This is a genomic window from Pseudomonas sp. TWI628 (assembly GCF_039673865.1).
Classification (GTDB): Bacteria; Pseudomonadota; Gammaproteobacteria; order Pseudomonadales; family Pseudomonadaceae; genus Aquipseudomonas.
This window is the reverse complement of record NZ_JBDJMM010000001.1, coordinates 271,744-293,434: the sequence shown is the minus strand read 5'-3', so window position 1 is coordinate 293,434 and position 21,691 is coordinate 271,744. Positions and strand designations below refer to the sequence as shown.

At 64.1% G+C, this 21,691-nt stretch carries 20 protein-coding genes; 9 read left to right on the top strand and 11 right to left on the bottom strand.

Annotated elements, in window-relative coordinates; all coding sequences use genetic code 11:
- Positions 1-198 precede the first annotated feature (198 nt).
- The gene (locus tag ABE528_RS01530; RefSeq protein ID WP_346651951.1) at positions 199-399 is read left to right on the top strand and encodes a hypothetical protein; all 201 of its coding nucleotides are present in this window, start codon (positions 199-201) and stop codon (positions 397-399) included.
- 515 nt (positions 400-914) lie between these two features.
- Positions 915-2,807 (top strand): penicillin-binding protein 2, encoded by a 1,893-nt coding sequence (mrdA, locus tag ABE528_RS01525; protein ID WP_152957657.1) that lies wholly within the window; start codon positions 915-917, stop codon positions 2,805-2,807.
- A gap of 47 nt (positions 2,808-2,854) precedes the next feature.
- Here mrdA and ABE528_RS01520 read toward each other — a convergent pair whose 3' ends face one another.
- Positions 2,855-3,757, bottom strand: a complete 903-nt coding sequence (locus tag ABE528_RS01520) for a LysR substrate-binding domain-containing protein (RefSeq protein WP_346651950.1) — start codon at positions 3,755-3,757, stop codon at positions 2,855-2,857.
- Between the two features lie 123 nt (positions 3,758-3,880).
- Between ABE528_RS01520 and ABE528_RS01515 the strand changes: the two genes are divergently transcribed.
- Complete coding sequence (locus tag ABE528_RS01515) at positions 3,881-4,945, top strand: AbrB family transcriptional regulator (RefSeq protein WP_346651949.1); 1,065 nt, start codon at positions 3,881-3,883, stop codon at positions 4,943-4,945.
- Positions 4,946-5,035: 90 nt separating this feature from the next.
- On the opposite strand, the gene ABE528_RS01510 is transcribed toward ABE528_RS01515, so the two are convergent.
- Positions 5,036-5,515, bottom strand: a complete 480-nt coding sequence (locus ABE528_RS01510) for a VOC family protein (protein ID WP_152957660.1) — start codon at positions 5,513-5,515, stop codon at positions 5,036-5,038.
- A gap of 190 nt (positions 5,516-5,705) precedes the next feature.
- Here ABE528_RS01510 and ABE528_RS01505 point away from each other — a divergent pair, with 190 nt between their 5' ends.
- Positions 5,706-7,043, top strand: a complete 1,338-nt coding sequence (locus tag ABE528_RS01505) for a hypothetical protein (RefSeq protein WP_346651948.1) — start codon at positions 5,706-5,708, stop codon at positions 7,041-7,043.
- 76 nt (positions 7,044-7,119) lie between these two features.
- Here the strand turns inward: ABE528_RS01505 and ABE528_RS01500 are convergent, their stop codons facing one another.
- Positions 7,120-8,463, bottom strand: a complete 1,344-nt coding sequence (locus ABE528_RS01500) for an OprD family porin (protein ID WP_346651947.1) — start codon at positions 8,461-8,463, stop codon at positions 7,120-7,122.
- Between the two features lie 283 nt (positions 8,464-8,746).
- Here ABE528_RS01500 and ABE528_RS01495 point away from each other — a divergent pair, with 283 nt between their 5' ends.
- Positions 8,747-9,397 carry a TIGR04211 family SH3 domain-containing protein gene (locus ABE528_RS01495; RefSeq protein ID WP_152957662.1) on the top strand — a complete coding sequence of 217 codons (651 nt, stop codon included), beginning with the start codon at positions 8,747-8,749 and terminating at the stop codon, positions 9,395-9,397.
- A gap of 45 nt (positions 9,398-9,442) precedes the next feature.
- On the opposite strand, the gene ABE528_RS01490 is transcribed toward ABE528_RS01495, so the two are convergent.
- Positions 9,443-9,706, bottom strand: a complete 264-nt coding sequence (locus ABE528_RS01490) for a hypothetical protein (protein WP_152957663.1) — start codon at positions 9,704-9,706, stop codon at positions 9,443-9,445.
- 157 nt (positions 9,707-9,863) lie between these two features.
- Entirely contained in the window at positions 9,864-10,745 is an 882-nt protein-coding gene (locus ABE528_RS01485) for a LysR family transcriptional regulator (RefSeq protein WP_346651946.1), read from the bottom strand.
- Between the two features lie 114 nt (positions 10,746-10,859).
- Between ABE528_RS01485 and argC the strand changes: the two genes are divergently transcribed.
- Both argC and ABE528_RS01475 read left to right on the top strand, forming a co-directional pair.
- Positions 10,860-11,795, top strand: coding sequence for an N-acetyl-gamma-glutamyl-phosphate reductase (argC, locus tag ABE528_RS01480; protein WP_346651945.1), 936 nt, complete (start codon positions 10,860-10,862; stop codon positions 11,793-11,795).
- A 73-nt stretch (positions 11,796-11,868) separates the two neighbouring features.
- On the top strand, positions 11,869-12,555 hold the full coding sequence (locus tag ABE528_RS01475; protein ID WP_346651944.1) for a GNAT family N-acetyltransferase: 687 nt from the start codon (positions 11,869-11,871) through the stop codon (positions 12,553-12,555).
- Between the two features lie 33 nt (positions 12,556-12,588).
- Here ABE528_RS01475 and ABE528_RS01470 read toward each other — a convergent pair whose 3' ends face one another.
- The 5 genes from ABE528_RS01470 to ABE528_RS01450 are packed head-to-tail and all read right to left on the bottom strand — an operon-like array spanning position 12,589 to position 17,027.
- Positions 12,589-13,344: an ABC transporter permease gene (locus ABE528_RS01470; protein ID WP_346651943.1), complete on the bottom strand. Its 756-nt coding sequence runs from the start codon at positions 13,342-13,344 to the stop codon at positions 12,589-12,591.
- A complete protein-coding gene (locus tag ABE528_RS01465; protein WP_346651942.1) occupies positions 13,344-14,549 on the bottom strand; it encodes an ABC transporter substrate-binding protein in 1,206 nt (401 codons plus the stop codon). The genes ABE528_RS01470 and ABE528_RS01465 overlap by 1 nt, the downstream gene beginning before the upstream one ends.
- Positions 14,536-15,357: an ABC transporter ATP-binding protein gene (locus tag ABE528_RS01460; RefSeq protein ID WP_346651941.1), complete on the bottom strand. Its 822-nt coding sequence runs from the start codon at positions 15,355-15,357 to the stop codon at positions 14,536-14,538. The genes ABE528_RS01465 and ABE528_RS01460 overlap by 14 nt, the downstream gene beginning before the upstream one ends.
- On the bottom strand, positions 15,354-16,418 hold the full coding sequence (locus ABE528_RS01455; RefSeq protein WP_346651940.1) for an acyl-CoA dehydrogenase family protein: 1,065 nt from the start codon (positions 16,416-16,418) through the stop codon (positions 15,354-15,356). Before ABE528_RS01455 ends, ABE528_RS01460 begins: the two co-directional genes overlap by 4 nt.
- A gap of 48 nt (positions 16,419-16,466) precedes the next feature.
- On the bottom strand, positions 16,467-17,027 hold the full coding sequence (locus tag ABE528_RS01450; protein ID WP_152957671.1) for a carboxymuconolactone decarboxylase family protein: 561 nt from the start codon (positions 17,025-17,027) through the stop codon (positions 16,467-16,469).
- A gap of 103 nt (positions 17,028-17,130) precedes the next feature.
- Between ABE528_RS01450 and ABE528_RS01445 the strand changes: the two genes are divergently transcribed.
- The gene (locus ABE528_RS01445; RefSeq protein WP_152957672.1) at positions 17,131-18,039 is read left to right on the top strand and encodes an AraC family transcriptional regulator; all 909 of its coding nucleotides are present in this window, start codon (positions 17,131-17,133) and stop codon (positions 18,037-18,039) included.
- A gap of 277 nt (positions 18,040-18,316) precedes the next feature.
- Entirely contained in the window at positions 18,317-19,942 is a 1,626-nt protein-coding gene (locus ABE528_RS01440; protein WP_152957673.1) for a methyl-accepting chemotaxis protein, read from the top strand.
- 150 nt (positions 19,943-20,092) lie between these two features.
- Here ABE528_RS01440 and ABE528_RS01435 read toward each other — a convergent pair whose 3' ends face one another.
- Entirely contained in the window at positions 20,093-21,499 is a 1,407-nt protein-coding gene (locus ABE528_RS01435; protein WP_152957674.1) for a cytosine permease, read from the bottom strand.
- Positions 21,500-21,691: the final 192 nt, after the last annotated feature.

Genomic DNA, 21,691 nt, shown 5'->3' with positions numbered 1-21,691 from the left:
GCATGGATGCCCGTCAAGCGCTGCGGCCCAGGATGGGCCGTTCAGCGCGGTCCTCCCGGGAGCAAGGCCGGAGCGAGGGAACCCCGGAGCGCAGCGTAGGGGCCGGATGATGGGAGCCGGGGTTTTTGGTTACTTTTTGCCCAGTCAAAAAGTGACCCGCCGTAAGGGCGGAAAGGTGATTGTGCGTCGCCATCGCGAATGAATGTACTCGAAATAATCGAAACCGCCGCAGTCGAGCTTTTGGCTTTTGGCTTTTGGCTTTTGGCTTTTGGCTTTTGGCTTTTGGCTTTTGGCTTTTGGCTTTTGGCTTTTGGCTTTTGGCTTTCAGATCAGGTGCGCATTCATTTGCGATGGTGGCGCACAATCACCTTTCCGCCCTTACGGCGGGTCACTTTTTGACTGGGCAAAAAGTAACCAAAAACCCCGGCTCCCATCATCCGGCCCCTACGCTGCGCTCCGGGGTCCCCTCACTCCGGCCTTGCTCCCGGGAGGACCGCGCTGCAGGCCCCATCCTGGGGCCCAGCGCTTGACGGGCATCCATGCCCGTCACCTCCCTCCGCAAGACCTGCGTTCGGCCTCCTGAAGTCGCAATCTGCGTCGCCTGAACTACCGCGCGCTTAGAAGCAAAAGCAAGAGCAAAAGCAAGAGCAAGAGCAAGAGCAAGAGCAAAAGCAAGATCAAGAGATGTCGTTCAGCTGCTTCAGCCCTGATTCTGAAAGCGCATGAACAAATCTTCATGTTGACCGTTAACGCCCTAATGGTGGGGGGGATGCGCGATCCGGGGCAGTGAGCGGAGCGCGCTTGCCTTGAGGCGCAGGGCCGGGTTGCGTAGCATCGCCGGCCCCGGGGCCGCTGGGCGGCCCAACCGCGGGCGAAGCCCTCGCCTGCCGAATCCGCTACTGTACAGAGCCCCCATGCCGCAACCGATCCCCCTCAAGGACCACGAAAAGGAAAAACACCTGGTCAACCGCCGGCTCCTGGCCTGCGCCGCCCTGGTGTTCAGCCTGTGCGCCGTCCTCGTGGGCCGGCTCTATGTGCTGCAGGTGCTGCAGCACGACCAGCAAAGCGCGGTTTCGGAAAACAACCGCGTACACATCCTGCCCATCGCCCCCGAGCGCGGGCTGATCTACGACCGCAACGGCGTGGTGCTGGCCGACAACAAACCCAGCTTCGACCTGACCATGACCCGCGAGCGCGCCGGTGACTCAGCCAAAGTGCTCGACAGCCTGGCGCAAATTCTTGGCCTGGGCGAAGACGACCGCAAGCAATTCGACAAGGACCTGCGCCGCGGCCGCAAGCCGTTCGAGCCGGTCACCCTGATGGTCGGCCTGACCGAAGAACAGATCGCCCTCATCGCAGTCAACCAGTTCCGCCTGCCCGGCCTGGACGTGGAACCGCAGTTCATCCGCGAATACCCACTGGCCGAACACTTCGCCCATTCGGTCGGCTACGTCGGGCGCATCAACGAAAAAGAAGCCAAGACCCTCGACAGCACCGAGTACCGCGGTACCCAGTCCATCGGCAAGACCGGCATCGAGCACTTCTATGAAGCCCAGCTGCACGGCCATGTAGGCTACGAAGAAGTGGAAACCAATGCCCAGGGCCGGGTGATGCGCGTGCTCAACCACAAGGACCCGATCCCCGGCAAGGACATCATCCTCAGCATCGACTCGCACCTGCAGGTGGCCGCCGAAAAGGCCCTGGGCGACCGCCGTGGCTCGGTGGTGGTGCTCGACCCGGCCAACGGCGACGTGCTGGCGATGGTCAGCAACCCGAGCTTCGACCCCAACCTGTTCGTCAAGGGCATCAGCTTCAAGCAATACGCCGCACTGCGCGACTCGATCGACCGGCCGCTGTTCAACCGCGTGCTGCGCGGCCTGTATGCGCCCGGCTCGACGGTCAAGCCGGAAGTGGCCATCGCCGGCCTCGACAGCGGCGTGATCACCCCCGGCAGCCGGGTGTTCGACCCGGGCTACTACGAGCTGCCCAACTACGACCACAAGTACCGCAACTGGAACCACAGCGGCGATGGCTGGGTGGACATGTACACCGCCATCATGCGGTCCAACGACACCTACTTCTACGACCTGGCGCACAAGCTCGGCATCGACCGCCTGCACGACTACATGGCCGAGTTCGGCCTGGGCCAAAAGGTCTCGCTGGACATGTTCGAGGAAGCGCCCGGGCTCATGCCTTCCCAGGCGTGGAAGCGCGCCACCCGGCGCCAGGCCTGGTTCCCGGGCGAGACGCTGATCCTCGGCATCGGCCAGGGCTACATGCAGGTCACCCCGCTGCAGCTGGCCCAGGCCACCAGCCTGCTGGCCAGCAAGGGCGTGTGGCACCGCCCGCACCTGGCCATGACCGTGGGTGGCGAAACGCCGGTCGACCCCAACCCGATGCCCGACATCGTGCTGCACGACAAGCACGCCTGGGACCAGGTCAACGTCGGCATGCAGATGGTCATGCACGACCCGCGCGGCATCGCCCGCGCCGCCGCGGCCGGTGCCCAGTACCGCATTGCCGGCAAGAGCGGCACGGCGCAGGTGGTGGCAATCAAGCAGGGTGAGCGCTACAACCGCAACAAGACCCTCGAACGCCACCGCGACAACGCCCTGTTCGTCGGTTTCGCCCCGGCCGACCACCCGAGCATGGTGGTGGCGGTGATGATCGAGAACGGCGAGGCCGGCGGCCGCGTTGCCGGGCCGGTGGTGCGCGAAGTCATGGATGCCTACCTGCTCGATGAACAGGGCCACCTGAAGCCTCAATATGCCGGCACTCCGGCGGCCAAGGCCGTACCGCACAGCTGAACCACTGCTGCGCTGACCGCCCAGCAGGCCGTGAGCGAGCCTTTGCTTTACTCACGTTCGAAGAAGCTGCTGCCCTTTTCCTTGAGCAACGTCACCAAAGCCTCTGCCGCCGGCGACAGGTAGCCGTCCGTGCGCACCGACACTGCCACGGTGCGGCGCATGGTGGTCTGCTTGAGCGGCACTTCGCGCAGCCAGGACATGCCCAAGCCATGTTCGAGGGTTTCCCGGGCGGCGAAGCTGAGCAACTGGGTACGCGCAATCAGGCGTGGCAGCAGCGAGATGGCGTTGGTCTCGATCTGCACCTGCGGCGCTGGCAACTGGTGGGCGATGAACACGTTGTCGATCCAGCGGCGGGCGGTCACCGTCGGCCCCGCCAGCACCCAGCGGTACTGGCAGAGGCGTTGCAGGGTGATGGGGCCGGCGAAGATCGGGTGCTCGGCGCTGGCCACCACGATCGCTTCGTCTTCGAGGATGGGATAGGTGGTGAACTCGGGGTCCATGGCGATCTGCGGCGAAATGATCACATCCAGGCGCCCGGTACGCAGGGACTCCTTGAGCACATCGTCCTGGCCGATGGACAGCTTCAAGGTCACTTCCGGTGCCCGTTCCAGCAGCGCTGCGGTCAGGTGCGGCAGCAGGTGATCGGCCATGCTCGCCGCGCAGCCCAGGCGGATGTTGCCGACCAGACCGCTGGCGAAGTCGCGCACCTCGCGCTCGGTTTCGGCGATGTTCAGCTGCAGTTGCCTGCCCCGCGCCAGCAGCAGCTTGCCGACATCGGTGAGCTTGATGCGCCGGCCATCACGCTGGAACAAGCGGGTGCCCAGCGACTCTTCCAGGCGCTGGATGCTCTTGCTCAGTGCCGGCTGGCTGCGGTTGAGCTTCTCCGCCGCCCGGCCCAGGTGGCCCAGCTCGGCGATGGTTTCGAAATAGGTGAGGTCACGCAGGTCCATGATTCATGAATTTCAGTTATGGATTCATCGAAAGTAGAAAATAGACTTGATCGATTGCGCCGTCGATAATTTTCTCCGCTGGCGCTGCCAGCCCGCGTTATCGCTGCGCAAGGAGTATCCACGTTGCAGACCGCCCTACCCGCCTCTTCCAGACCGCTGTTCCAATGGCTCGCCCTGCTGATCTGCGCCGCTGCCTGTGGCCAGCTGCTGCATGCCCTGGCTGTGCCAGCCGGGTTGTTCCTCGGCCCCATGCTGGTGGCCATCGTCTTTGGCGTCGCAGGCGCCCAACTGCACCTGCACCGCCAGGTGTTTCGCTTCGGCCAAGGCTGCGTCGGCCTGCTGGTCGCCCACTCGGTGACCTGGGCGGTGCTGGTATCGATGGCCCAGTCCTGGCATCTGATGCTGGTCGCCACCTTCATCACGGTGGTGCTCAGCGCCTTGGTCGGCCTCGGCACCGTACGCTTCGGAGGCATCCCTGGCAGCACTGCCGCCTGGGGTACGGCACCGGGGGCGGCTTCGGCGATGGTGCTGATGGCCGAGGAAAATGGCGCCGACGGCCGCGTGGTGGCGACCATGCAATATGTGCGGGTGGTGTGCGTGGTGATGATCGGCTCGCTGGTCAGCCACCTGCTCGGCGCCACGCCGGGCGCTGGCGCAGTGGCCAATGCGCCAGCGGTTGTGGAAAGCCCGCATTTGCTCGACAGCCTGTTCAGCCTTGGTGTGGTGCTGGTAGGTATCACCCTCGGTAACCGCCTGCCTGCCGGCGCCTTGCTGACTCCGCTGCTGCTCGGCGGCGCCCTGCAACTGAGCGGGCTGCTGACCATCCGCCTGCCTGAACCCTTGCTGGCCGTTGCCTATGGTGCGATCGGCTGCTACATCGGCCTGCGCTTCGACCGGCAGACCGTGCGCTATGTGTGGAAGCGCCTGCCAACCATGATTGCCGGGGCGGTGGCGTTGATCGTGCTGTGCGCCGCGTGTGCCTACGTGCTGGCCCTGGCGATGGGCACCGACTTCCTGTCGATGTACCTGGCGACCAGCCCGGGTGGGCTGGATGCCATGGCGATCATTGCGGTGGAAACCCATGCCGATGTCGGCCTGGTGCTGGCGATGCAGACGCTACGGTTGTTCGGGGTGATCCTGACTGGGGCCTTCTGTGCGCGGCAGATCATTCGCCTGACCCGGGGGTAGTGGGTAGAGGTGCAGGTCTGGAGAGTGGTGGCGCCCGGGGTGATCGAGCGCCGTGCTACACCATGGTCGCCTGCCGGCATCTGGCCAGGCCTACCCTCTCAATGCAGCCTCGATCTTCGCCACGTCGATCTTGCCCATGGTCATCATGGCTTCAAACGCTCGCTTGGCGGCGGCCTTGTCGGGGTTGGCGATGGCTTCGATGAGGACGCGCGGGGTGATCTGCCAGGAGATGCCCCACTTGTCCTTGCACCAGCCGCAGACGCTCTCGCTACCGCCGTTGCTGACGATGGCATGCCAGAGCCGGTCGGTCTCGGCCTGGTCCTCGGTGCTGACCTGGAACGAAAACGCCTCGCTGTGCTTGAACGTGGTGCCGCCATTGAGCCCCACGCAAGGGATGCCCATGACGGTGAACTCGACCGTGATCACGTCCCCGGCCTTGCCCGAGGGGTAGTCGCCAGGGGCCGGGTGCACCGCCACCACCTGGCTGTCGGGGAAGGTCCGGGCATAGAAGTTGGCCGCTGCTTCGGCATCTTTGTCGAACCACAGGCAGATCGTGTTCTTGGCAGTCATGGCAAGGCTCCATGGAGAACAGAAAGCCTTGAGTCTAGCTCTTCAGCTCAGGCTGACGATGACCACAGCCAAGCTAACGCTCAGAAGCGCCCTACTAACCGGAGAGAAATATCCTACAACCCACCGATTCCCAGGCATTGCATCATTCCTGACGAACCTCACAAGCGACTTTTCGCAGGGAGATACAGGTTTGTCGGATTTCAAATCAAAGTTGCAGCACCTCAGCGCCGAACAGATCGAGGCGTTATACAGCGACTACATCGGCGGTGAAAAAATTGCCCTGCTGCTCGAACGCTACGCCATCGACCTCGCCCCCAGCAGCCTGATCAAGGCCTTCCCCCCGGTGCCTTGCGCCGAGCTCGAGTGCCCTTACTGCGAAGTCAGCCTGTACGAGCGGCGCAAAAGCCGCTCGGCCAACAGCTGGAACGACAACCTTGCCTATTGCCCGAACTGCGCCCACCGTCATTACTTCCCGGGGCGCAACCAATGGCATCGCAATTGTGCCTGCCAGCCTTGCCTGGCGGCGCGTGAACGGGCGAGGCAGGCCAAGGCCATCGAGCAACGCAAGCGCATCAAGGAGCACTGGTCATTGGCCAAGCGCCTGCCGGTGCCGTTGCGCACGCTGTCGATCACCCGCCAGTTGCAGTTGCTGGCCGTGCTCGAAGTACGCATGGATACGCAAAGGGATTGCATCCTGGCTGCGGAAAAAACCAGCGGGGATGCGCGTGTCAGCCCCTCCCCGGGCATGGATTCAACCATCCTGCTGGCACTGCACGAGGACCAGATCCTGCTGGTCGACCCCGATTCGCCGCTGGAGGCCTTCAGCGACGACCCGACACCGAAGGCCTGGCAGAACAAGGTGCGCTGGATCGCCAATGTCAGCCTGGATGACCCCCAGCGGGCCGGCGTTGGCCCCCTGTATCGCGCGTTGCACAAGGCTCTGTCCGCTGGCCCGCAGCCGCAATGGCATGACCAACTCGTTGCCGCCATCAAGCTGCTTTGCACCGAAGAAGTCTGCGCCTACATCGCCAGCCGGAGCGCGGAACACGGCCTGCCCTTCGAGGCCAGGAACAAAGCCGCCGAGGCCGCCGCGCAGCTGCTCGACACGCACCCCGTACGGCACATCTGGTCACTGGCCAATACTGCCGTGCGTGGGGCGCTGTCATTCGTCGCTCGCGCCCATGTCAACAAACTCCATGCCGCCAACACCATTCCCGGGAGCATGCTGTCGCTGAGCGAACGCGCCATCCGCGAGGACTGGCAGTTCACTGTATCGAGCTACGACAACCACGCCCCGCGTTCAGGCTTCAGCCAGGCGCTGTTCGACGTGCTGTTGCAACAGCATGATCATGGCCTGAGCCGCACGGTCAGCGACTACATCGCAGAGCTGCCGGGGAGCGCGGACAGCAAGGGCTGCACGCTGTTCTGCGCCATGTGCGGGTCGAGCCTGGTACATGTGAAGGCGGGGCCTTGGGAAACCATCGTCAATTGCAAGGACTGCCTCGCCAGGACCCTCATATCGACCTGAAAAAAAAAGCGCCCCACACGGGGCGCCAAACCATCCACCTCTTACCAAAGGAGCTTGAACGCTTCCAAAGGTGAATTCACAGCACAGACAGCGGGTATTCAACGATCAGCCGCACTTCGTCCAGGTCCGACTCGAACGCCGTGGCCCGCGTTGTAGCCTGGCGCACGCGCAATGACAGGTCCTTGGCCGCGCCGCTCTGCACCACGTACTTGACCTCGATATCCCGCTCCCAGCGCTTTTGGTCGGTCAACGGGTTGCCATCCGCGTCGCGGCGCATGTAGAAGGCGTTGGCGTTGGAATAGTCGGCATCGGTACCTTTTGCGTAACGGGTCATGAACGACAGCCCCGGCACCCCGTAGGTCGCCATGTCCAGGTCATAGCGCAGCATCCACGAGCGCTCCTTTGGCGAGTTGAAGTCGCTGTACTGGATGGAGTTGTCGAGGAAGATCGAGTCGGACTGGCGCAGGTAGTCGAAATCGTCATCGCCATTGTTGCGCTGGTGGCTCAGCGCCACGGTATGCGCACCGAAGCGCACCCCGACTTTGGCGCTCCAGATATCGTTGTCGAATTCGCCCAGGCGCTGCTGGCCTTCATCGACGGCCTTGTAATAGTTGAAGCCGCCGATCAGGGCGAGGTTTTCAGCAAGCGGCCAGCTGGCACTGGTACCGGCGTAGTACTGGTTCCACACATCCTTGAGCCGGCTGCTGAACAGGCTGACGCTGATGTGTTCGTTGAGGTTGTAATCGCCACCGCCATAGGCGATCCAGGGCGAATCCACCGGGCCACCGTAAAAGGTCACGAAATTCTCGCGCATGTCGCTGGAGACCGGCTGGCTCATCGCATGCAGGCGGCCGCCCTGCAGGGTCAGGTCCTTGAGGCTGGTGTTCTCCACGGTCACGCCGCGAAAGCTCTCCGGCAACAGGCGCGAATCGCCCGCGGCCACCACCGGGTTGGCCGGGAATACATCACCCACCTTGAGCACGGTATCGAACAGTCGCACCTTGGCGGCACCGCCCAGCTTGGTGTATTCGTCACGCGCCTGGCCGTCGTGGTCCACCGGCAGCACATCGAACGAACTGCGCCCGCCGTTGCGCCCACCACCGGTGTCCAGCTTGAGGCCGAGCATGGCGAAGGCATCCAGGCCGAAACCCACCGTGCCCTGGGTGAAGCCGGATTGGTAGCGGGTGATGATGGCGTGCGCCCAGGCTTCGGAGTAACCATTGCTCGCTGGCTTGGTCGCGCTCTGCACCGGGGCTGGCCCGTCGCGGTTGTCGCGGTTGAAGTAGAAGTTGCGGTAGAGCACATTGAGCTTGCTGCCCTCGATGAAATCTTCGGGTTCAGCTTCGGCTGCATTTGCCAGTGCACTGACGCCAGACAGCGTCAGGCATGCAGCCAGGGACAGGGGGGCGGTTCGGGACATCCGAGGCTCCTTGGGTGACGGATTTTTGTTGTGTCGGCGCAGGCAGAGAGTGGGGCCTGGCGGATAACGTCAAGGTGATCGGAGCATTACAATCGTGTCATGCGCAGGCAGTGCCTCTAGCCCGGCATTTGCAACATTCTGTAGGCAATTCCTACGCTCAGCAGTGAACCTGCTTACAAAAATGCGGTCTGTCCCTGACGGTCAATTCACCGACCGGTTCGCCGGCCCCGTCGCTGATCTACAGTTTCCGGGCCTATTTTTCCTGTTGCAGCGAAGACCCAACATGCCTGAATCCCGCCCAGCCTCCCTTGCCCTCCCTGCCCTGCGCGGCAGCCTGCTCGCCGCCCTGGTGGCTCTTGCCGTTCCCGCGCATGCCGAAGAGCCGGCCAGCGATGCGCGCTGGGTCAGCGACAGCTTGAGCACTTACGTGCGCAGTGGCCCGACCGATGGCCACCGCATCGTCGGCACGCTCAAGTCCGGGCAGAAACTCACCCTGGTCGGCAGCCAGGGCAACTACAGCCAGGTGCGTGGGCAGAATGGCGACCTGGTGTGGATCCTCACCAACGACCTGCAATCGGTGCCGGGCCAGAACGAGCGCCTGCCGCAACTTGACGCACAGGTGGCGGAACTGTCCGGGCAGCTCAAGACCATCGATGACAGCTGGAAGAACCGCGTGCAGGGCATGCAGGAAACCCTCGACTCGCGCAAGAAGCTCATCGATGAGCTGGAAGCACGCAACCAGGCGCTCAATGAACAGCTCGAGCAGAGCCAGTCGAGCCTGCGCGATACCCAGGCACGCCTGGGCGACGAGAACAAGCAGGTGATGATGCGTTACATGGTGTATGGCGGCAGCATCGCTGGCGCTGGCCTGCTGGTGGGGCTGATCCTGCCGGCGCTGACCCGTGGGCGGAAAAAGAACGACCGCTGGTTCTGATGACGGCCATGCCGGCCTCGCGCAGAGGCCGGCATGAAAAAGGCGCTATCGGCTGCGCGCCTTGTTATAGATAGATTTGGCCTGGTCAGCGGCAGACTGACACTTGGCCATATCCCCCGCATCCCGAGCCTTCTTGGCTTCTTCCCATTTCACTTTGAAATCATGAGCCATACCACCGTGCATGGCCTGGCCACTGGCTTTGTGGTCGTCTTCCAGTTCCTTGATCTTCGCATCGCAGTTGGTTTTGGGGTCAGCATGTGCGGCAAAACTCAGCACTGAAGCAATTACCAGCAATAGGATGGATTTCATGGAGCGTTCTCCTGGGAAATCGGAAGGATCATCGAGAGACAATTGGCTCGACGCAGGGGGAAGCATAGTCGGCGATGGGGTTGCAGGGGGCTTGCCGTGACAGATTCAGCGCTCGATTTCACAGGCGCCAAAAATGCCATGGCGAACCCTGCCAGCCCTACTGCCGCAACCGCTCCAACGCATCAAGCACAAACCCCGTCGCCCGCTCCAATTCGCCCTCGCGGCAGGCAATCCCCAGCTGCCGCCACAACCCCGGCCGCAGCGGCCGACGGGTAATCCGCCGGTCCAGCTCGGCGGCCTCGCCTTCCTGCGGCAGCAAGGTCGCGCCATAGCCGGCCCCTACCAGGCTCTTGATCGCATCGTTGTAGTTCAGCTCGATCCGCGGCTCGGGATACAAACCCGCCGCCGCGAACCACTCACCTGTCACCCGCGACAACTGGGTACTGTTGTCATTGAGGATCAACGCACGCTGCGCCAGCCAGGCGGGGGTGACCTTGGCCGGCGGCTGCCAGTCGGCCGGCACATACGCCAGGATCGGGTCGCGCCGCCAGGGCGTGAGCCTGACGCCTTTGCCAGCCACCTGCGGCAGCGCCACCAGGCCGATATCCAGGCTGCCTTCGCGCAAGCGCGCCAGCGAAGCCTGGGAAGTCAGCACCTGAACCTGCACGTCGATACCGGGGTGCGCCTCCCGCAGATGTTCGAGGGCCTTGGGCAGCAGGTGAGCAATGGCACCCGTGGAGGCCCCCAGGCGCACCCGCCCGGTCAGGCCCTCGACCTGGCGGCGCACTTCGTCCAGTGCCAGGTCGGCATCGGCCAGCAATCGACGGGCCCTGCCCAGCAGGGTCTCGCCGATGGCCGTCGGGCGCACCTGGTTGCGGTTGCGGGTCAGCAGCGGCGCGCCAACCCGCGCCTCCAGCTCGGCCACGTGCAGGCTGATGGTGGGCGGCGCCAGGTTGAGCTGGCGGGCGGCTTCGGCAAAGGAGCCCAGGTCGGCGATCACCACCAGGGTGCGCAGGCGGTCGAGGCTGATTTCGCGCATGGGCAGCGATCCTTGATTCATGAAAACTGAACGTCAGCATCATGATATGCAAATTTTCTTTCGCAGCGCCACAGGCGAGCATAGGCCATCCCCTCCCCTGACCGGACCCCGACCATGCACACCCCAGTTGTCTTCATCGACGGCGACCAAGGCACCACCGGCCTGCAGATCCACGCCCGCCTGCAAGGCCGCACCGACCTGCGCCTGCTGACCCTGCCGGAAGGCGAGCGCAAGGACCCACAGCGCCGCAGCGATGCCATCAACAGCGCCGATATCGCCTTGCTGTGCCTGCCCGACGACGCCGCCCGCGAGGCCGTGGCAGCCATCGAGAACCCGGCCGTACGGGTGATCGACGCCAGCTCCGCCCACCGCACCACGCCAGGCTGGGTCTACGGCTTGCCAGAACTGGACGGGCCACAGGCAGAACGTATCGCCCAGGCCAAGCGGGTCAGCAACCCCGGCTGCTACCCCACCGGCGCCATCGCGCTGCTGCGCCCGCTGGTCAAGGCTGGCCTGCTGCAGGCCGACTACCCGCTGAGCATCCATGCCATCTCCGGTTATTCCGGAGGCGGTCGCGCGGCTGTCGAGCGGCACGAGACACCGGGCGCCGAACAGGCCCCGACCTTGCAACTGTATGGCCTGGAGCTGGCGCACAAGCATGTGCCGGAGATCCAGCTACACGCCGGCTTGTCGGCACGGCCGATGTTCCTGCCGGGTTACGCGGCCTATCGCCAGGGCATCGTCCTGAGCATCCCGCTGCAGCTGCGCCTGCTGCCCGGCCAGCCTCGCGCCGAGCAGTTGCAGGCCTGCCTGGAACAGCACTACCAGGGTGCCCGCCATGTGCAGGTGATGCCCCTGCACCAGCAAGGCCCGGCCACTGCGCTCGACCCTGAAGCGCTGAATGACAGCAACGACCTGCGCCTGGCGCTGTACGCCAACCCCGAGCACGGCCAGGTGCTGCTGACGGCAGTGTTCGACAACCTCGGCAAGGGTGCCTCGGGCGCAGCCGTGCAGAACCTCGACCTGATGCTCGCCGCGATGCGCGGCTAAAAAGGGTTTAGACTGTGCACCCCGCGCCAACCCGGCGCGGGGTGAGCCAACCGCAGCCGGAGCCCGTCCACCGATGTTCATCCTGAGCCGCCTTGAAAGCGTGCCACCCGAATCCTTCCAGAACCAGATCCGCGAGTTGGTGATCCACAACGTCGGCGCTCTGAGCAGTGTCGCCATTCGTACCGAAAACCCGCTGTATCCGCTGTACCAGTACGGTGTCGGCATGGAGGTGCACCAGTACCTGCAAGCCATGGACGGCACCCGCGGCCTGGCCGCGGAACTGACCCTGGCCCTGGATGCCGAGGCCCCGGACCAGTTGCTCGGTTTCGCCCTGACCTTGCCGGCCCAGGACAACCCCCAGGCCTGCGCCCTGGCGTTTCTGGCCGTGGCGCCCAGCCACCGGCGCCAAGGCATTGCCCGTGCCCTGCTGGGTGACGCGCAGGCGCGCTATGCCAGCGTCGAGCTGAATGCCTTTGCCAGCCAGGTCCCATGGTTCGAGAACATGGGCATGCAGGTGGTTGCCGCCAGCGGGCCGCAGGTGCTCATGAGCAGCACCGGCCAGGCCAGTGGTGCGTTGATCGGGCGGCTGGACATTGCGCCGATCTACCAGGCTGCCGAGGTGCTGCAGATTCACACCTACCTGCTCAACCAGCAGGGTGAGGAAGCCATGCTCGATGCCGAGCAGCAGCGCGATGAGTGGCTGGATGAGTTGACCGCCCAGGCCAAGGCCTGTGTGCGGGAGCGCAAGTCGGTGCATTGAAGTGCCGGGGCTGCAAGGCGGCCCCAGCATGCTTCAGGCATGCACCCAGCGCCGATGCAGCCCACGGGCCAGGGCATCGAGCATGAACCCCAGCACGCCGATCAGCAGCACCATCGCCATCAGTTCCGAGTAAGCCAGGCGGTCGCGGGTATCGAGAATGAAATACCCCAGCCCCGCACTCACCCCAAGCATCTCGCACGGCACCAGCACGATCCACAGGATGCCGATGGCCAGGCGCACCCCGGTCAGCACATGGCCGATCACCCCAGGGATGATCACCTTGCACAGGGTTTCCCAGCGCGTGGCACTCAGGCTGCGGCTCAGCTGCAGCCAGCGCGGGTCGAGCTGGCGTACGCCCGCGGCGGTGTTTAGCAGAATTGGCCACAGTGCGGCGAAGGCCAGCAGGAAGTAGATTGGCTGGTCGCCCACGCCCATCAGCATCACCACCACCGGCATCCACGACAACGGCGAGATCATCCGCAGGAACTGGAACGCCGGCGTGGTCGCCGCCTCCAGATGCCGGTAGCTACCAACCAGCAGCCCCAGCGGCACACCGACCAGCAGCGCCAGCAACAAGCCGACCAGAATGCGCTTGAGGCTGACCCAGACGTGCCCATAGACCTCGCCCTGGCCAAGCAACTCGACCAGGCTGGCAAGGGTCGCCTGGGGCGAGAAGCGCGCCGACAGGCCATCGGCCTCGCCGAACCACTGCACACCTGCCCACCACAGCACCAGCAACCCCAGCAGGCCGGCCAAACCCAGGCCGGCATGTACGACGTGCTTGCGCATCAGACCGCGAACTCCTCGCTACGCTGGAAGTTCTCGGCAATGCCGAATACCGAGGGGCCACCGACGGCGGCGATGGCGTTGCGCACGAAGCGGTCATCGACCAGGTCGCGAGCCGTCTGCGCCGGGTCCAGCCCGGCGAGAAAGCCGCTTTCGCCCTCGATCAGGGTGTGTTTCAGGCGCTTGACCAGTTCCTCGGTGTAGCTGGGGTATGGGTAGGGCTGGAAGTCGATGCGCTTCTCGTCCCACTGCTGATGCTGGATCGCGCCACTGGCAATGTAGCTGGCGCGGTCTTCGGCGGCCGGCGCCAGCACCTTGGTCAGCACCGCTGGCTCATGCGGGGTGTACTTGTTGGGGCCCGCCTTGGACAGCAGCGCCGCCGCTTCGGCGCGGTGGTCGCGGGTCCATTGCTGGGCCTTGACGATGGCGTTGACCACCTTCTGCGACCACTCCGGGCGGTTGTTCAGGTCGTGTTCATGCATGAACACCACGCAGCAGGCGTGGTTGCGCCAGACATCGCCGGTAAAGCGCTGCACGCGGCCGACCTTGAGGTTCTCGGCCAGGGCATTGAACGGTTCGGCGACGATGTAGCCGGCGATGCGCTTGCTGGCCAGGGCTGGCGGCATGTCCGATGGCGGCAGCACCAGCAGGTTGACTTCGTTGGCCGCCAGCTGGGCATTGGCAGGTTTCGACACCGGGGTCAGGCCGTTGTCGTTGAGCATCTGCTGCAGCACCACGTTGTGGATCGAGTACCAGAACGGGATAGCCACGGTCTTGCCGCCCAGCTGCTTCATGTCGCTGATGTCCGGTGCCACGGTCAGGCCTGAACCGCCAACATGGTTCCAGGCCACCACCTTGGCCGGCACTTTGCTGCCATAGCGCGCCCACACGGTCATCGGCGACAGCAGGTGAATGACGTTGACCTGGCCAGAGATGAACGCCTCGATCACCTGCGCCCAGCTGCGCAACAGCACCGGGCGCTCGGCCTTGATGCCTTCGGCCTCGAACAGGCCGTTGTTGTGCGCCACCAGTAGCGGCGTGGCGTCGGTGATCGGCAGGTAGCCGATGCGCACCGGCGCGTCAGGTTCGGCGGCGGCGCGGGCCTGCAGGCTGGAAAGCAGCGGTACGGCACCGGCGGCGGTGAGCATGGCGCTGAGCTTTAGGAAATCGCGACGCGAAGTGGAGGAACAGCAGTCATCCATGCACATGTGCAGGCTCCGAAGGCAACGAGGTAGGGGAAGGTTCAGCTGTGCGGCTTGCCCGCCGAAGGGTCTTGAGAATCTCGATTCGCAGCGCACCCAGCTCTTCGACCCGCTGCGAGCGCGGTTGCGGCAGGTCGATGTGCCATTGGCCAAGGATGTGCGCCGGGTGGTTGCCCAGTAGCAGCACCCGGTCGGACAACAACAGGGCTTCGTCGATATCGTGGGTAATCAGCACCGCCGCCGTGTTGTGGGTAGCGATCAGTTGCAGCAGCAATTGCTGCATGTCGGCACGGGTCACTTCGTCGAGCGCGCCGAACGGCTCGTCGAGCAGCAGGACTTCGGGCTGGCGCGCCAGGCAACGGGCCAGCGCGGTGCGCTGGGCCATGCCGCCAGACAACTGCGCCGGATACTGGTTGCGCGCATGGTCCAGGCCCACCGCGCTGATGGCGTGGTCGATGCGCGCACGGCGCTCGGCTGCAGCCAGCTTTGGCTGGCGGGCGAAGTCCAGGCCGAAGGCGACGTTCTTTTCCAGGCTCAGCCAGGGCAGCAGGCTTGGGTCCTGGAAGGCCACCGCCAGGCGCGGGTGCGGCCCTTGCAGCGGCTCGCCATGCAGGGTCACGCGGCCGCCGCGCGGCTGCTGCAAGCCAGCCAGCACCCGCAGCAGGCTGGACTTGCCGACGCCACTGGGACCGAGGATGGTCACCACCTCACCTGGCGCCAGTTGCAGGTCGAAGCGTGCCAGCACCTCCTGCCAACCGCCCTCGCGCGGGTAGCCCAGGCTGATCTCGCGGGCTTCGAGCAACGCTTGGCTCATGCGCTGGCGGCCTGGCGATGCAGCTCGGCGCGCAGTTGCACCAGGCTTGGAGTGACGATCGGCACAAACGCCGACTCACGCCAGCGGCGGGCGAAGCCGGCACCGAACTCATCCAGGTAGGCCTTGCCGCCGCTGGCCTGCAACTCTAGCTGCACGGCATCGGCAGCACTTTCGGCAAGGGTGATGCGCAGCTTGAACAGCGCCGCCGGCTGGGCCTGGAAGCGCCCGTCGAGCAGGCCTTGCTTGAGCTCGGCCACGGTGTTTTCCAGGCGTTCCTTGAGCACCTGACGGTGTTCTTCGAGGAACGACAGGCGCCCGTGCAGGTGTTCATGCACTTCATGCAACGACCGCCGCGCCAGGCCAATGGCCATGCCGCACTGCAGGGCGAGAAACGCCGGGCGCACCTTGGGCAGGAACTCGCGGGCATTTTCGTGCAGCAGCCAGTCGCGGCTCAGCTCGACCTGGTGGAACGCCAGCGCTGCCGTGTTGCTCGACTGCAGGCCCATCAGCTCCAGGTCGTCAGAGCGCTCCAGGCCCTGGCTGTCGGAGGGAATGGCCATCACGAAAGGCGAGCCACCGGCGTCGTCCTCGATGGCTGCCGCCACGACAAAGCCGCTCTTGCGCAAGTTGGTCACCCAGTGCAGACGGCCTTCCAGTGCCCAGCCCGCTGCCTCGGCGCGGCCACGCACTTGCAATGCCTCGATCCCGGAAAGGAACTTCATGGCGTTGGACAACCCGGTGGCGCCGGCCAGTTCGCCGGTCAGCAGGCTGGGCAGCAAGCGCTCGCGCAAGGCCTGGTTAGGGCTTTGCAGCAGGTATTCGATGAACGCGCGCTGGCCCCAACAAACGAAGGCTGCGGCCAGTGAGCGACTGGCGATGGCGGCGATGGCTTCGACCGCGTGGGTAACTGCGCCGCCGCTGCCACCCAGTGCCGGGGGGACGCCAACACGCAGCAGTTGCGATTCGGCGATGTGCCCCAGCACCTGTTGCGGGTCGCATTGGCCCTGGTCGATTGCCTCGGCGTTGGCATCCAGCCATTGACGAAATGCAGCATCAAGCATGTCCCTACTCCTTTTGAAATCGCAGGCGCCACCAGCGCCAGGCGTCAATTACGCAGTTGGCAGCCAGCGGTACTTGCTCAGCTCGTCGTTGAGCGGCGTCTGGGCGAACACATTAGCAAAGTTGCACAGGGTTGCGAGACTCACGCCAAGAATCACTTCCAGGGCGTTGCCTTCGGTGAAACCGGCTGCGCGGAACGCCTGGTAGGTGGCGTCGCTGACATTGCCGCGGGTTGCAATGACTTCACGGGCGAATTCGGCCAGGGTCTCGTAGCGCGCATCTGGCAGTTCGCCACGAGCCCGCAGGGCGTCGACCACCTCGGCGGGCAGCTTGGCCTTGTTCAGGGCCACGGCGGTATGGCCGGCAACGCAGAAGTCGCAACCGTGTTGGGTCGCGGCAATCAATTGCACCACTTCACGCTCGGCCAGGGTCAGCTCGGATTTGCCGTTCAGGGCCGAGACAGTGACGTAGGTTTCCAGCGCCGCCGGGGCATTGGCCAGCACGCCGAGCAGGTTGGGAATGAAGCCGGAGTTCTTCTGGGCATTTTCGAGGAATGGGCGGGCCGCTTCCGGGGCACTCTGCAGAGTGTGTAGAGTAATGCGCGAGGTCATGGAGTGGTCTCCTGTCGATGTATGTGCCTACAGTCTGTTGGTTATAAGAAATACCCTCCATATTCATCAGTCGCCTTTCCTTGCTCCTGAGTCTTTGCATTAGATGATTTCATCCAGCCATCTTGTCGATTGGTTATTAGAAGGCCTCGAACTCGACGCCAGCCTGTTCCATGTCGGCCGCTATTGCGGCGGCTGGCATGCCAGCACCCAGGGCATGGGCCGCGCCAGCTTTCACCTAGTGGTGCAAGGGCATTGCTGGTTGCACCTCGATGGCCACGCCGAGGCCGTGCGCCTGGCAGCCGGCGATGCCGTGTTCCTGCTGCGCGACCTGAGCTATCGGCTATCCAGCGACCAGGACCCGATCACCGCCTGCGACCAGCCACGCCAGCAGATGCAGGCGCTGGATGCGACGGCGAGCGATGGGGTGGGCCTGGTCTGCGGGTTTTTCGACTTCCGCGCCGGGTTGTCGTCACTGATCGTCGAGGGGCTGGCCGACTGGATCGTGCTGCGCGCCGATGAGCCGGCCGGCCATGCGGCGCGGGCGTTGTTCGGGCTGATTCTGGAGGAGTGCCAGCGCTCGCCCTCGCAAACCATGCTGGAGCGCCTGACCCAACTGCTGTTTCTGTATGTGCTGCGCCAGCAGGTGCACGGGGGGCAATCGCTGGGCGGACTGGTCGCCCTCGCCCGCCAGCCGGCGTTTGCCGGGTTGCTGGAGCAGTTGATCGAGCAGCCTGGGCAGGCCTGGACGCTGGAGAGCATGGCGGCCTGCACCGGGTTGTCGCGCTCGGCGTTCTTCAAGCGCTTCAATGAGCTGGCCGGGCAGTCGCCGGGGCAAGTGCTGTTGGCACTGCGCATGCGCCACGCGTGCCGGTTGCTGAAGGCGGGCAATACCGTGGAACAGGTGGCGGTGCAGGTGGGGTACCAGTCGGTAGCGGCCTTTACCCGGGCGTTTGCCAAGGCCATGGGGGTGCAGCCCGGGGCCTATCGGCGGCAACAGGCTGGAACATTCTGACCTGGTAGCGCAGGGGCCCCGCCGCTGCTGGTGATCCTTTGACTGCAAAGTCCTGACAGATCCGTCAAAGAATGACGGATATTTCAGAAGATGTTGTTACATTGAATGGCTGGTCAATATTGATGGCCATATGGCATCATCGAAATCAAAAAAGCATACATGAGGGTGAGGCACACACTTAAATCCGCAGCGCATCGAGAGCCTGGCGCCATTCCCTGGTGGCCCGGCTACCCGCCCATGCTCTTGACGCCTGCACGCCAACGTCAAGGAGCATTCCATGCAGTTACGGAATATGAAGATCGGCACCCGCGCGACCAGCGTTTTCGCCCTGTTGGGCGCATTGGTCCTGGCCATGGGCCTTATCGCAATCTATGAAACCCGGCAGATGGACGCGGCCACGGACGAAATCCGTGTCACCTGGATGCCCGCCGTGGTTGCTCTCGGTGAAATCAGCACCAACCTCGGCCGCGCCCGCGCCGTCACCCTGCGCGCTGCGCTGGATGACAACACCGGCGAGCGTGCGCGCAACATCGACATGCTCAAGGGCATCAACGAGCAGCTCGGCAGTGGCCTGAAGGATTACGAGGACACCATCATCGCTGCGGATGACCGCGCCCTGTTCAACGCCTTCAAAGCTGCCCACCAGCAATACCTCGAACTGCAGTCACGCGTAGTGCAGGATATCGCTGCCGGTCGCATGGACCAGGCCAAGCAGCAGATTAGCGGCCCGCTCACCCAGTACGCCGACACCATGATGAAAGCCATGACCGCACTGATTGCCTACAACGGCAAAGGCGCCGAGGATGCCTCGCAACGCAGCAGCGATGTGGCCGATGAAGCCTTCACCGCCATCATCGCCTCGCTGGTGATCATCATGCTCGCCCTGGCCGCCATCGCCACCGTGCTCACCCGCAGTATCGTGATGCCGCTGGCCGATGCAGTTGCTGTGGCCGAGCGTGTAGCTACCGGTGACCTGACCCAGGACATCCGTGTCGTCGGCCGTGATGAACCGGCCCTGTTGCTGCGCGCCTTGAGCCGCATGCAGGACAGCCTGCGCGACACTTTGCGCAAGATCGCCGCTTCCTCCGACCAGTTGGCCTCGGCCTCGGAGGAGCTGCACACCGTGACCGAAGACACCAGCCGCGGCCTGCACCAGCAGAGCGCGGAAATCGACCAGGCCGCAACCGCCGTCAACCAGATGACCGCCGCAGTGGAAGAAGTGGCGAACAACGCGGTGAGCACGGCCGATGCCTCCCAAGGCGCCGACCGCACTACCCGCGATGGTCGTGACCAGGTCAACCAGGCCCTGGCCTCGCTCCAGCATCTGGTCAATGACGTGACGGGCACTTCCACCGAGATCGAGCAGCTGGCCAGCAACGCCAACGAGATCAGCCGCGTGCTGGACGTGATTGGCGCGATTGCCGGGCAGACCAACCTGCTGGCGCTCAACGCTGCCATCGAAGCCGCACGCGCAGGTGAAGCGGGCCGCGGCTTTGCCGTGGTGGCCGATGAAGTGCGCGCCCTCGCCCACCGCACCCAGCAGTCGACGGCAGAAATCGAGCAGATGATCGCCGGCATCCAGAACGGTACCGAGCGGGCAGTGTCGGCGATGCACAGCAGCCGCGGCCGGGCGAACGGCACGCTGGAAGTGGCGCAAGGCGCTGGCCAGGCGCTGGAAGTGATTGCCGAGGCGATCGCCTCGATCAACCAGCGTAACCTGGTGATCGCCAGTGCTTCCGAGGAGCAGGCGCAGGTGGCGCGGGAGGTGGACCGCAACCTGGTGAACATTCGCGATCTGGCGATGCAGACGTCGGCGGGGGCAAATCAGACCAGTGCGGCGGCGCAGGACCTGTCGCGCCTTGCCGTGGACCTGAATGGCATGGTGGCGCAGTTCAAGGTCTGATCCAAAACAGCTGGGGCCGCTTTGCGGCCCATCGCAGGCAAGCCAGCTCCCACAGGTACGGCGCAAGCCTAGGGCTATGTGTAATCCTGTGGGAGCTGGCTTGCCTGCGATGGGCTGCAAAGCAGCCCCTGTCACAGCAACAATTATCTATCAGTCGTTGACGCTTACAACCCGCCCCGCCTGCTCGGCAGCCTTGCCGCGCGTCGCCAGGCAGTAATACAGCGGCACCGTCACCAGCAAACCGAACAGCCACGACAGGTCAGCCCCTTCGACGATGTTCGAGTACGGCCCCACATACAGCGATGTGTTGGCAAACGGCAGCTGCACCAGGATGCCGCAGGCATAGGCAATGATCGCGTGGTGATTGAAGCGGCCATAGATGCCGCCGTCAGCGCGGAAGATCGACGCAATGTCGTACTGGCCCTTCTTGATCAGGTAGAAGTCGATCAGGTTGATCGATGCCCACGGCACCAGCACCAGCAGCAGCGCCAGGATCAGGCCGATGAACTGGCCAATGAAGCCCGCCGACGCATTCAGCGCGACCATCCCGCAGCCCACCAGGATCACCGTAGCCAGGATCACCCGCACCTTGATGCTCGGCGTCCACTCGGCAATGAAGGTCTGGATTGCGGTGACGATCGACAACACCGCGCCATACAGGTTGAGGGCGTTGTGGCTGATGATGTTGAGCAGGAACAGCACCATCAGGATCGGGCCCAGCCAGCCGGTGGCCTGCTTGACCGCATCCATCGCATCGGTGCCTTCCGGCACGCACAGCACCGCAATCGCACCAAAGCTGAAGCACAGGATGGTGCCCAGGGTGGCGCCGAAGTAGGTCGCCCAGAACGGCTTGGCGATGCCCACTTCACGCGGCAGGTAGCGCGAGTAGTCGGAGGTGTACGGCGAGAAGCTGATCTGCCAGATGATGCCCAGCGACACGGTGGCAATGAAACCCGACAGGTTGAACGCGCCACGGCTGAAGAAGTCGGCCGGCAGCTCCTGGACGAACATCATGATGAAACCGGCCAGCAGTGCCGAACCCATCACCCAGGTGCCGATGCGGTTGAGGATGTGGATGAAGCGGTAGCCGATCACACCGATAGCCGTCGCACTCAAGGCGCCGATCACGATCGCGCCTGGCATCGGCATGCTGGGGGCAATGCCGTGGATGGTCTTGCCCGCCAGGACGATGTTGGAAATGAAGAAGCCGACATAGATCAGCGCGGTGAAGAACACGATCAGCAGCGCGCCATACCGGCCGAACTGGCCACGGCTCTGGACCATCTGCGGAATGCCCAGCTGCGGTCCCTGCGCAGAGGCCAGGGCAATGAACACGCCCCCGATGAGATGCCCCAGCACGATTGCGATCAGCCCCCACAACAGGTTCAGGTGGAACACCTGGACCACCATGGCGCCGGTGACGATAGGCAGTGGCGCGATGTTGGTACTGAACCAGAGGGTGAACAGGTCACGCGCCTTCCCATGGCGCTCGGCAGGTGGAACGTAATCGACCGTGTGATTCTCGACAAACTGGTGTTGCGACGACGGTTGGGACATAGGATTCAGCTCGAAAGGTCGTTTTTATCGTTGTAAGGAAACCGCATCTAGGCGGCCTCTCAGCTGCGGACCATATTATGGTATTCCAAGCTTTTGACAACACTGATCCGTAGGAAAAAACGCCCGCTGATCTCCTCGCACAACCCCTGAGACAAACCGCCTCACGGCTCAAGCCCACGGTTTACGTGGCCT

What these genes read in the sequence shown, in the direction of transcription:
- ABE528_RS01530 (WP_346651951.1), top strand. Translation starts at nt 199, where the DNA reads ATGAATGTACTCGAAATAATCGAAACCGCCGCAGTCGAGCTTTTGGCT.
- mrdA (WP_152957657.1), top strand. Translation starts at nt 915, where the DNA reads ATGCCGCAACCGATCCCCCTCAAGGACCACGAAAAGGAAAAACACCTG.
- ABE528_RS01520 (WP_346651950.1), bottom strand. Translation starts at nt 3,757, where the DNA reads ATGGACCTGCGTGACCTCACCTATTTCGAAACCATCGCCGAGCTGGGC.
- ABE528_RS01510 (WP_152957660.1), bottom strand. Translation starts at nt 5,515, where the DNA reads ATGACTGCCAAGAACACGATCTGCCTGTGGTTCGACAAAGATGCCGAA.
- ABE528_RS01500 (WP_346651947.1), bottom strand. Translation starts at nt 8,463, where the DNA reads ATGTCCCGAACCGCCCCCCTGTCCCTGGCTGCATGCCTGACGCTGTCT.
- ABE528_RS01495 (WP_152957662.1), top strand. Translation starts at nt 8,747, where the DNA reads ATGCCTGAATCCCGCCCAGCCTCCCTTGCCCTCCCTGCCCTGCGCGGC.
- ABE528_RS01490 (WP_152957663.1), bottom strand. Translation starts at nt 9,706, where the DNA reads ATGAAATCCATCCTATTGCTGGTAATTGCTTCAGTGCTGAGTTTTGCC.
- ABE528_RS01485 (WP_346651946.1), bottom strand. Translation starts at nt 10,745, where the DNA reads ATGCGCGAAATCAGCCTCGACCGCCTGCGCACCCTGGTGGTGATCGCC.
- argC (WP_346651945.1), top strand. Translation starts at nt 10,860, where the DNA reads ATGCACACCCCAGTTGTCTTCATCGACGGCGACCAAGGCACCACCGGC.
- ABE528_RS01475 (WP_346651944.1), top strand. Translation starts at nt 11,869, where the DNA reads ATGTTCATCCTGAGCCGCCTTGAAAGCGTGCCACCCGAATCCTTCCAG.
- ABE528_RS01470 (WP_346651943.1), bottom strand. Translation starts at nt 13,344, where the DNA reads ATGCGCAAGCACGTCGTACATGCCGGCCTGGGTTTGGCCGGCCTGCTG.
- ABE528_RS01465 (WP_346651942.1), bottom strand. Translation starts at nt 14,549, where the DNA reads ATGTGCATGGATGACTGCTGTTCCTCCACTTCGCGTCGCGATTTCCTA.
- ABE528_RS01460 (WP_346651941.1), bottom strand. Translation starts at nt 15,357, where the DNA reads ATGAGCCAAGCGTTGCTCGAAGCCCGCGAGATCAGCCTGGGCTACCCG.
- ABE528_RS01455 (WP_346651940.1), bottom strand. Translation starts at nt 16,418, where the DNA reads ATGCTTGATGCTGCATTTCGTCAATGGCTGGATGCCAACGCCGAGGCA.
- ABE528_RS01450 (WP_152957671.1), bottom strand. Translation starts at nt 17,027, where the DNA reads ATGACCTCGCGCATTACTCTACACACTCTGCAGAGTGCCCCGGAAGCG.
- ABE528_RS01445 (WP_152957672.1), top strand. Translation starts at nt 17,131, where the DNA reads ATGATTTCATCCAGCCATCTTGTCGATTGGTTATTAGAAGGCCTCGAA.
- ABE528_RS01440 (WP_152957673.1), top strand. Translation starts at nt 18,317, where the DNA reads ATGCAGTTACGGAATATGAAGATCGGCACCCGCGCGACCAGCGTTTTC.
- ABE528_RS01435 (WP_152957674.1), bottom strand. Translation starts at nt 21,499, where the DNA reads ATGTCCCAACCGTCGTCGCAACACCAGTTTGTCGAGAATCACACGGTC.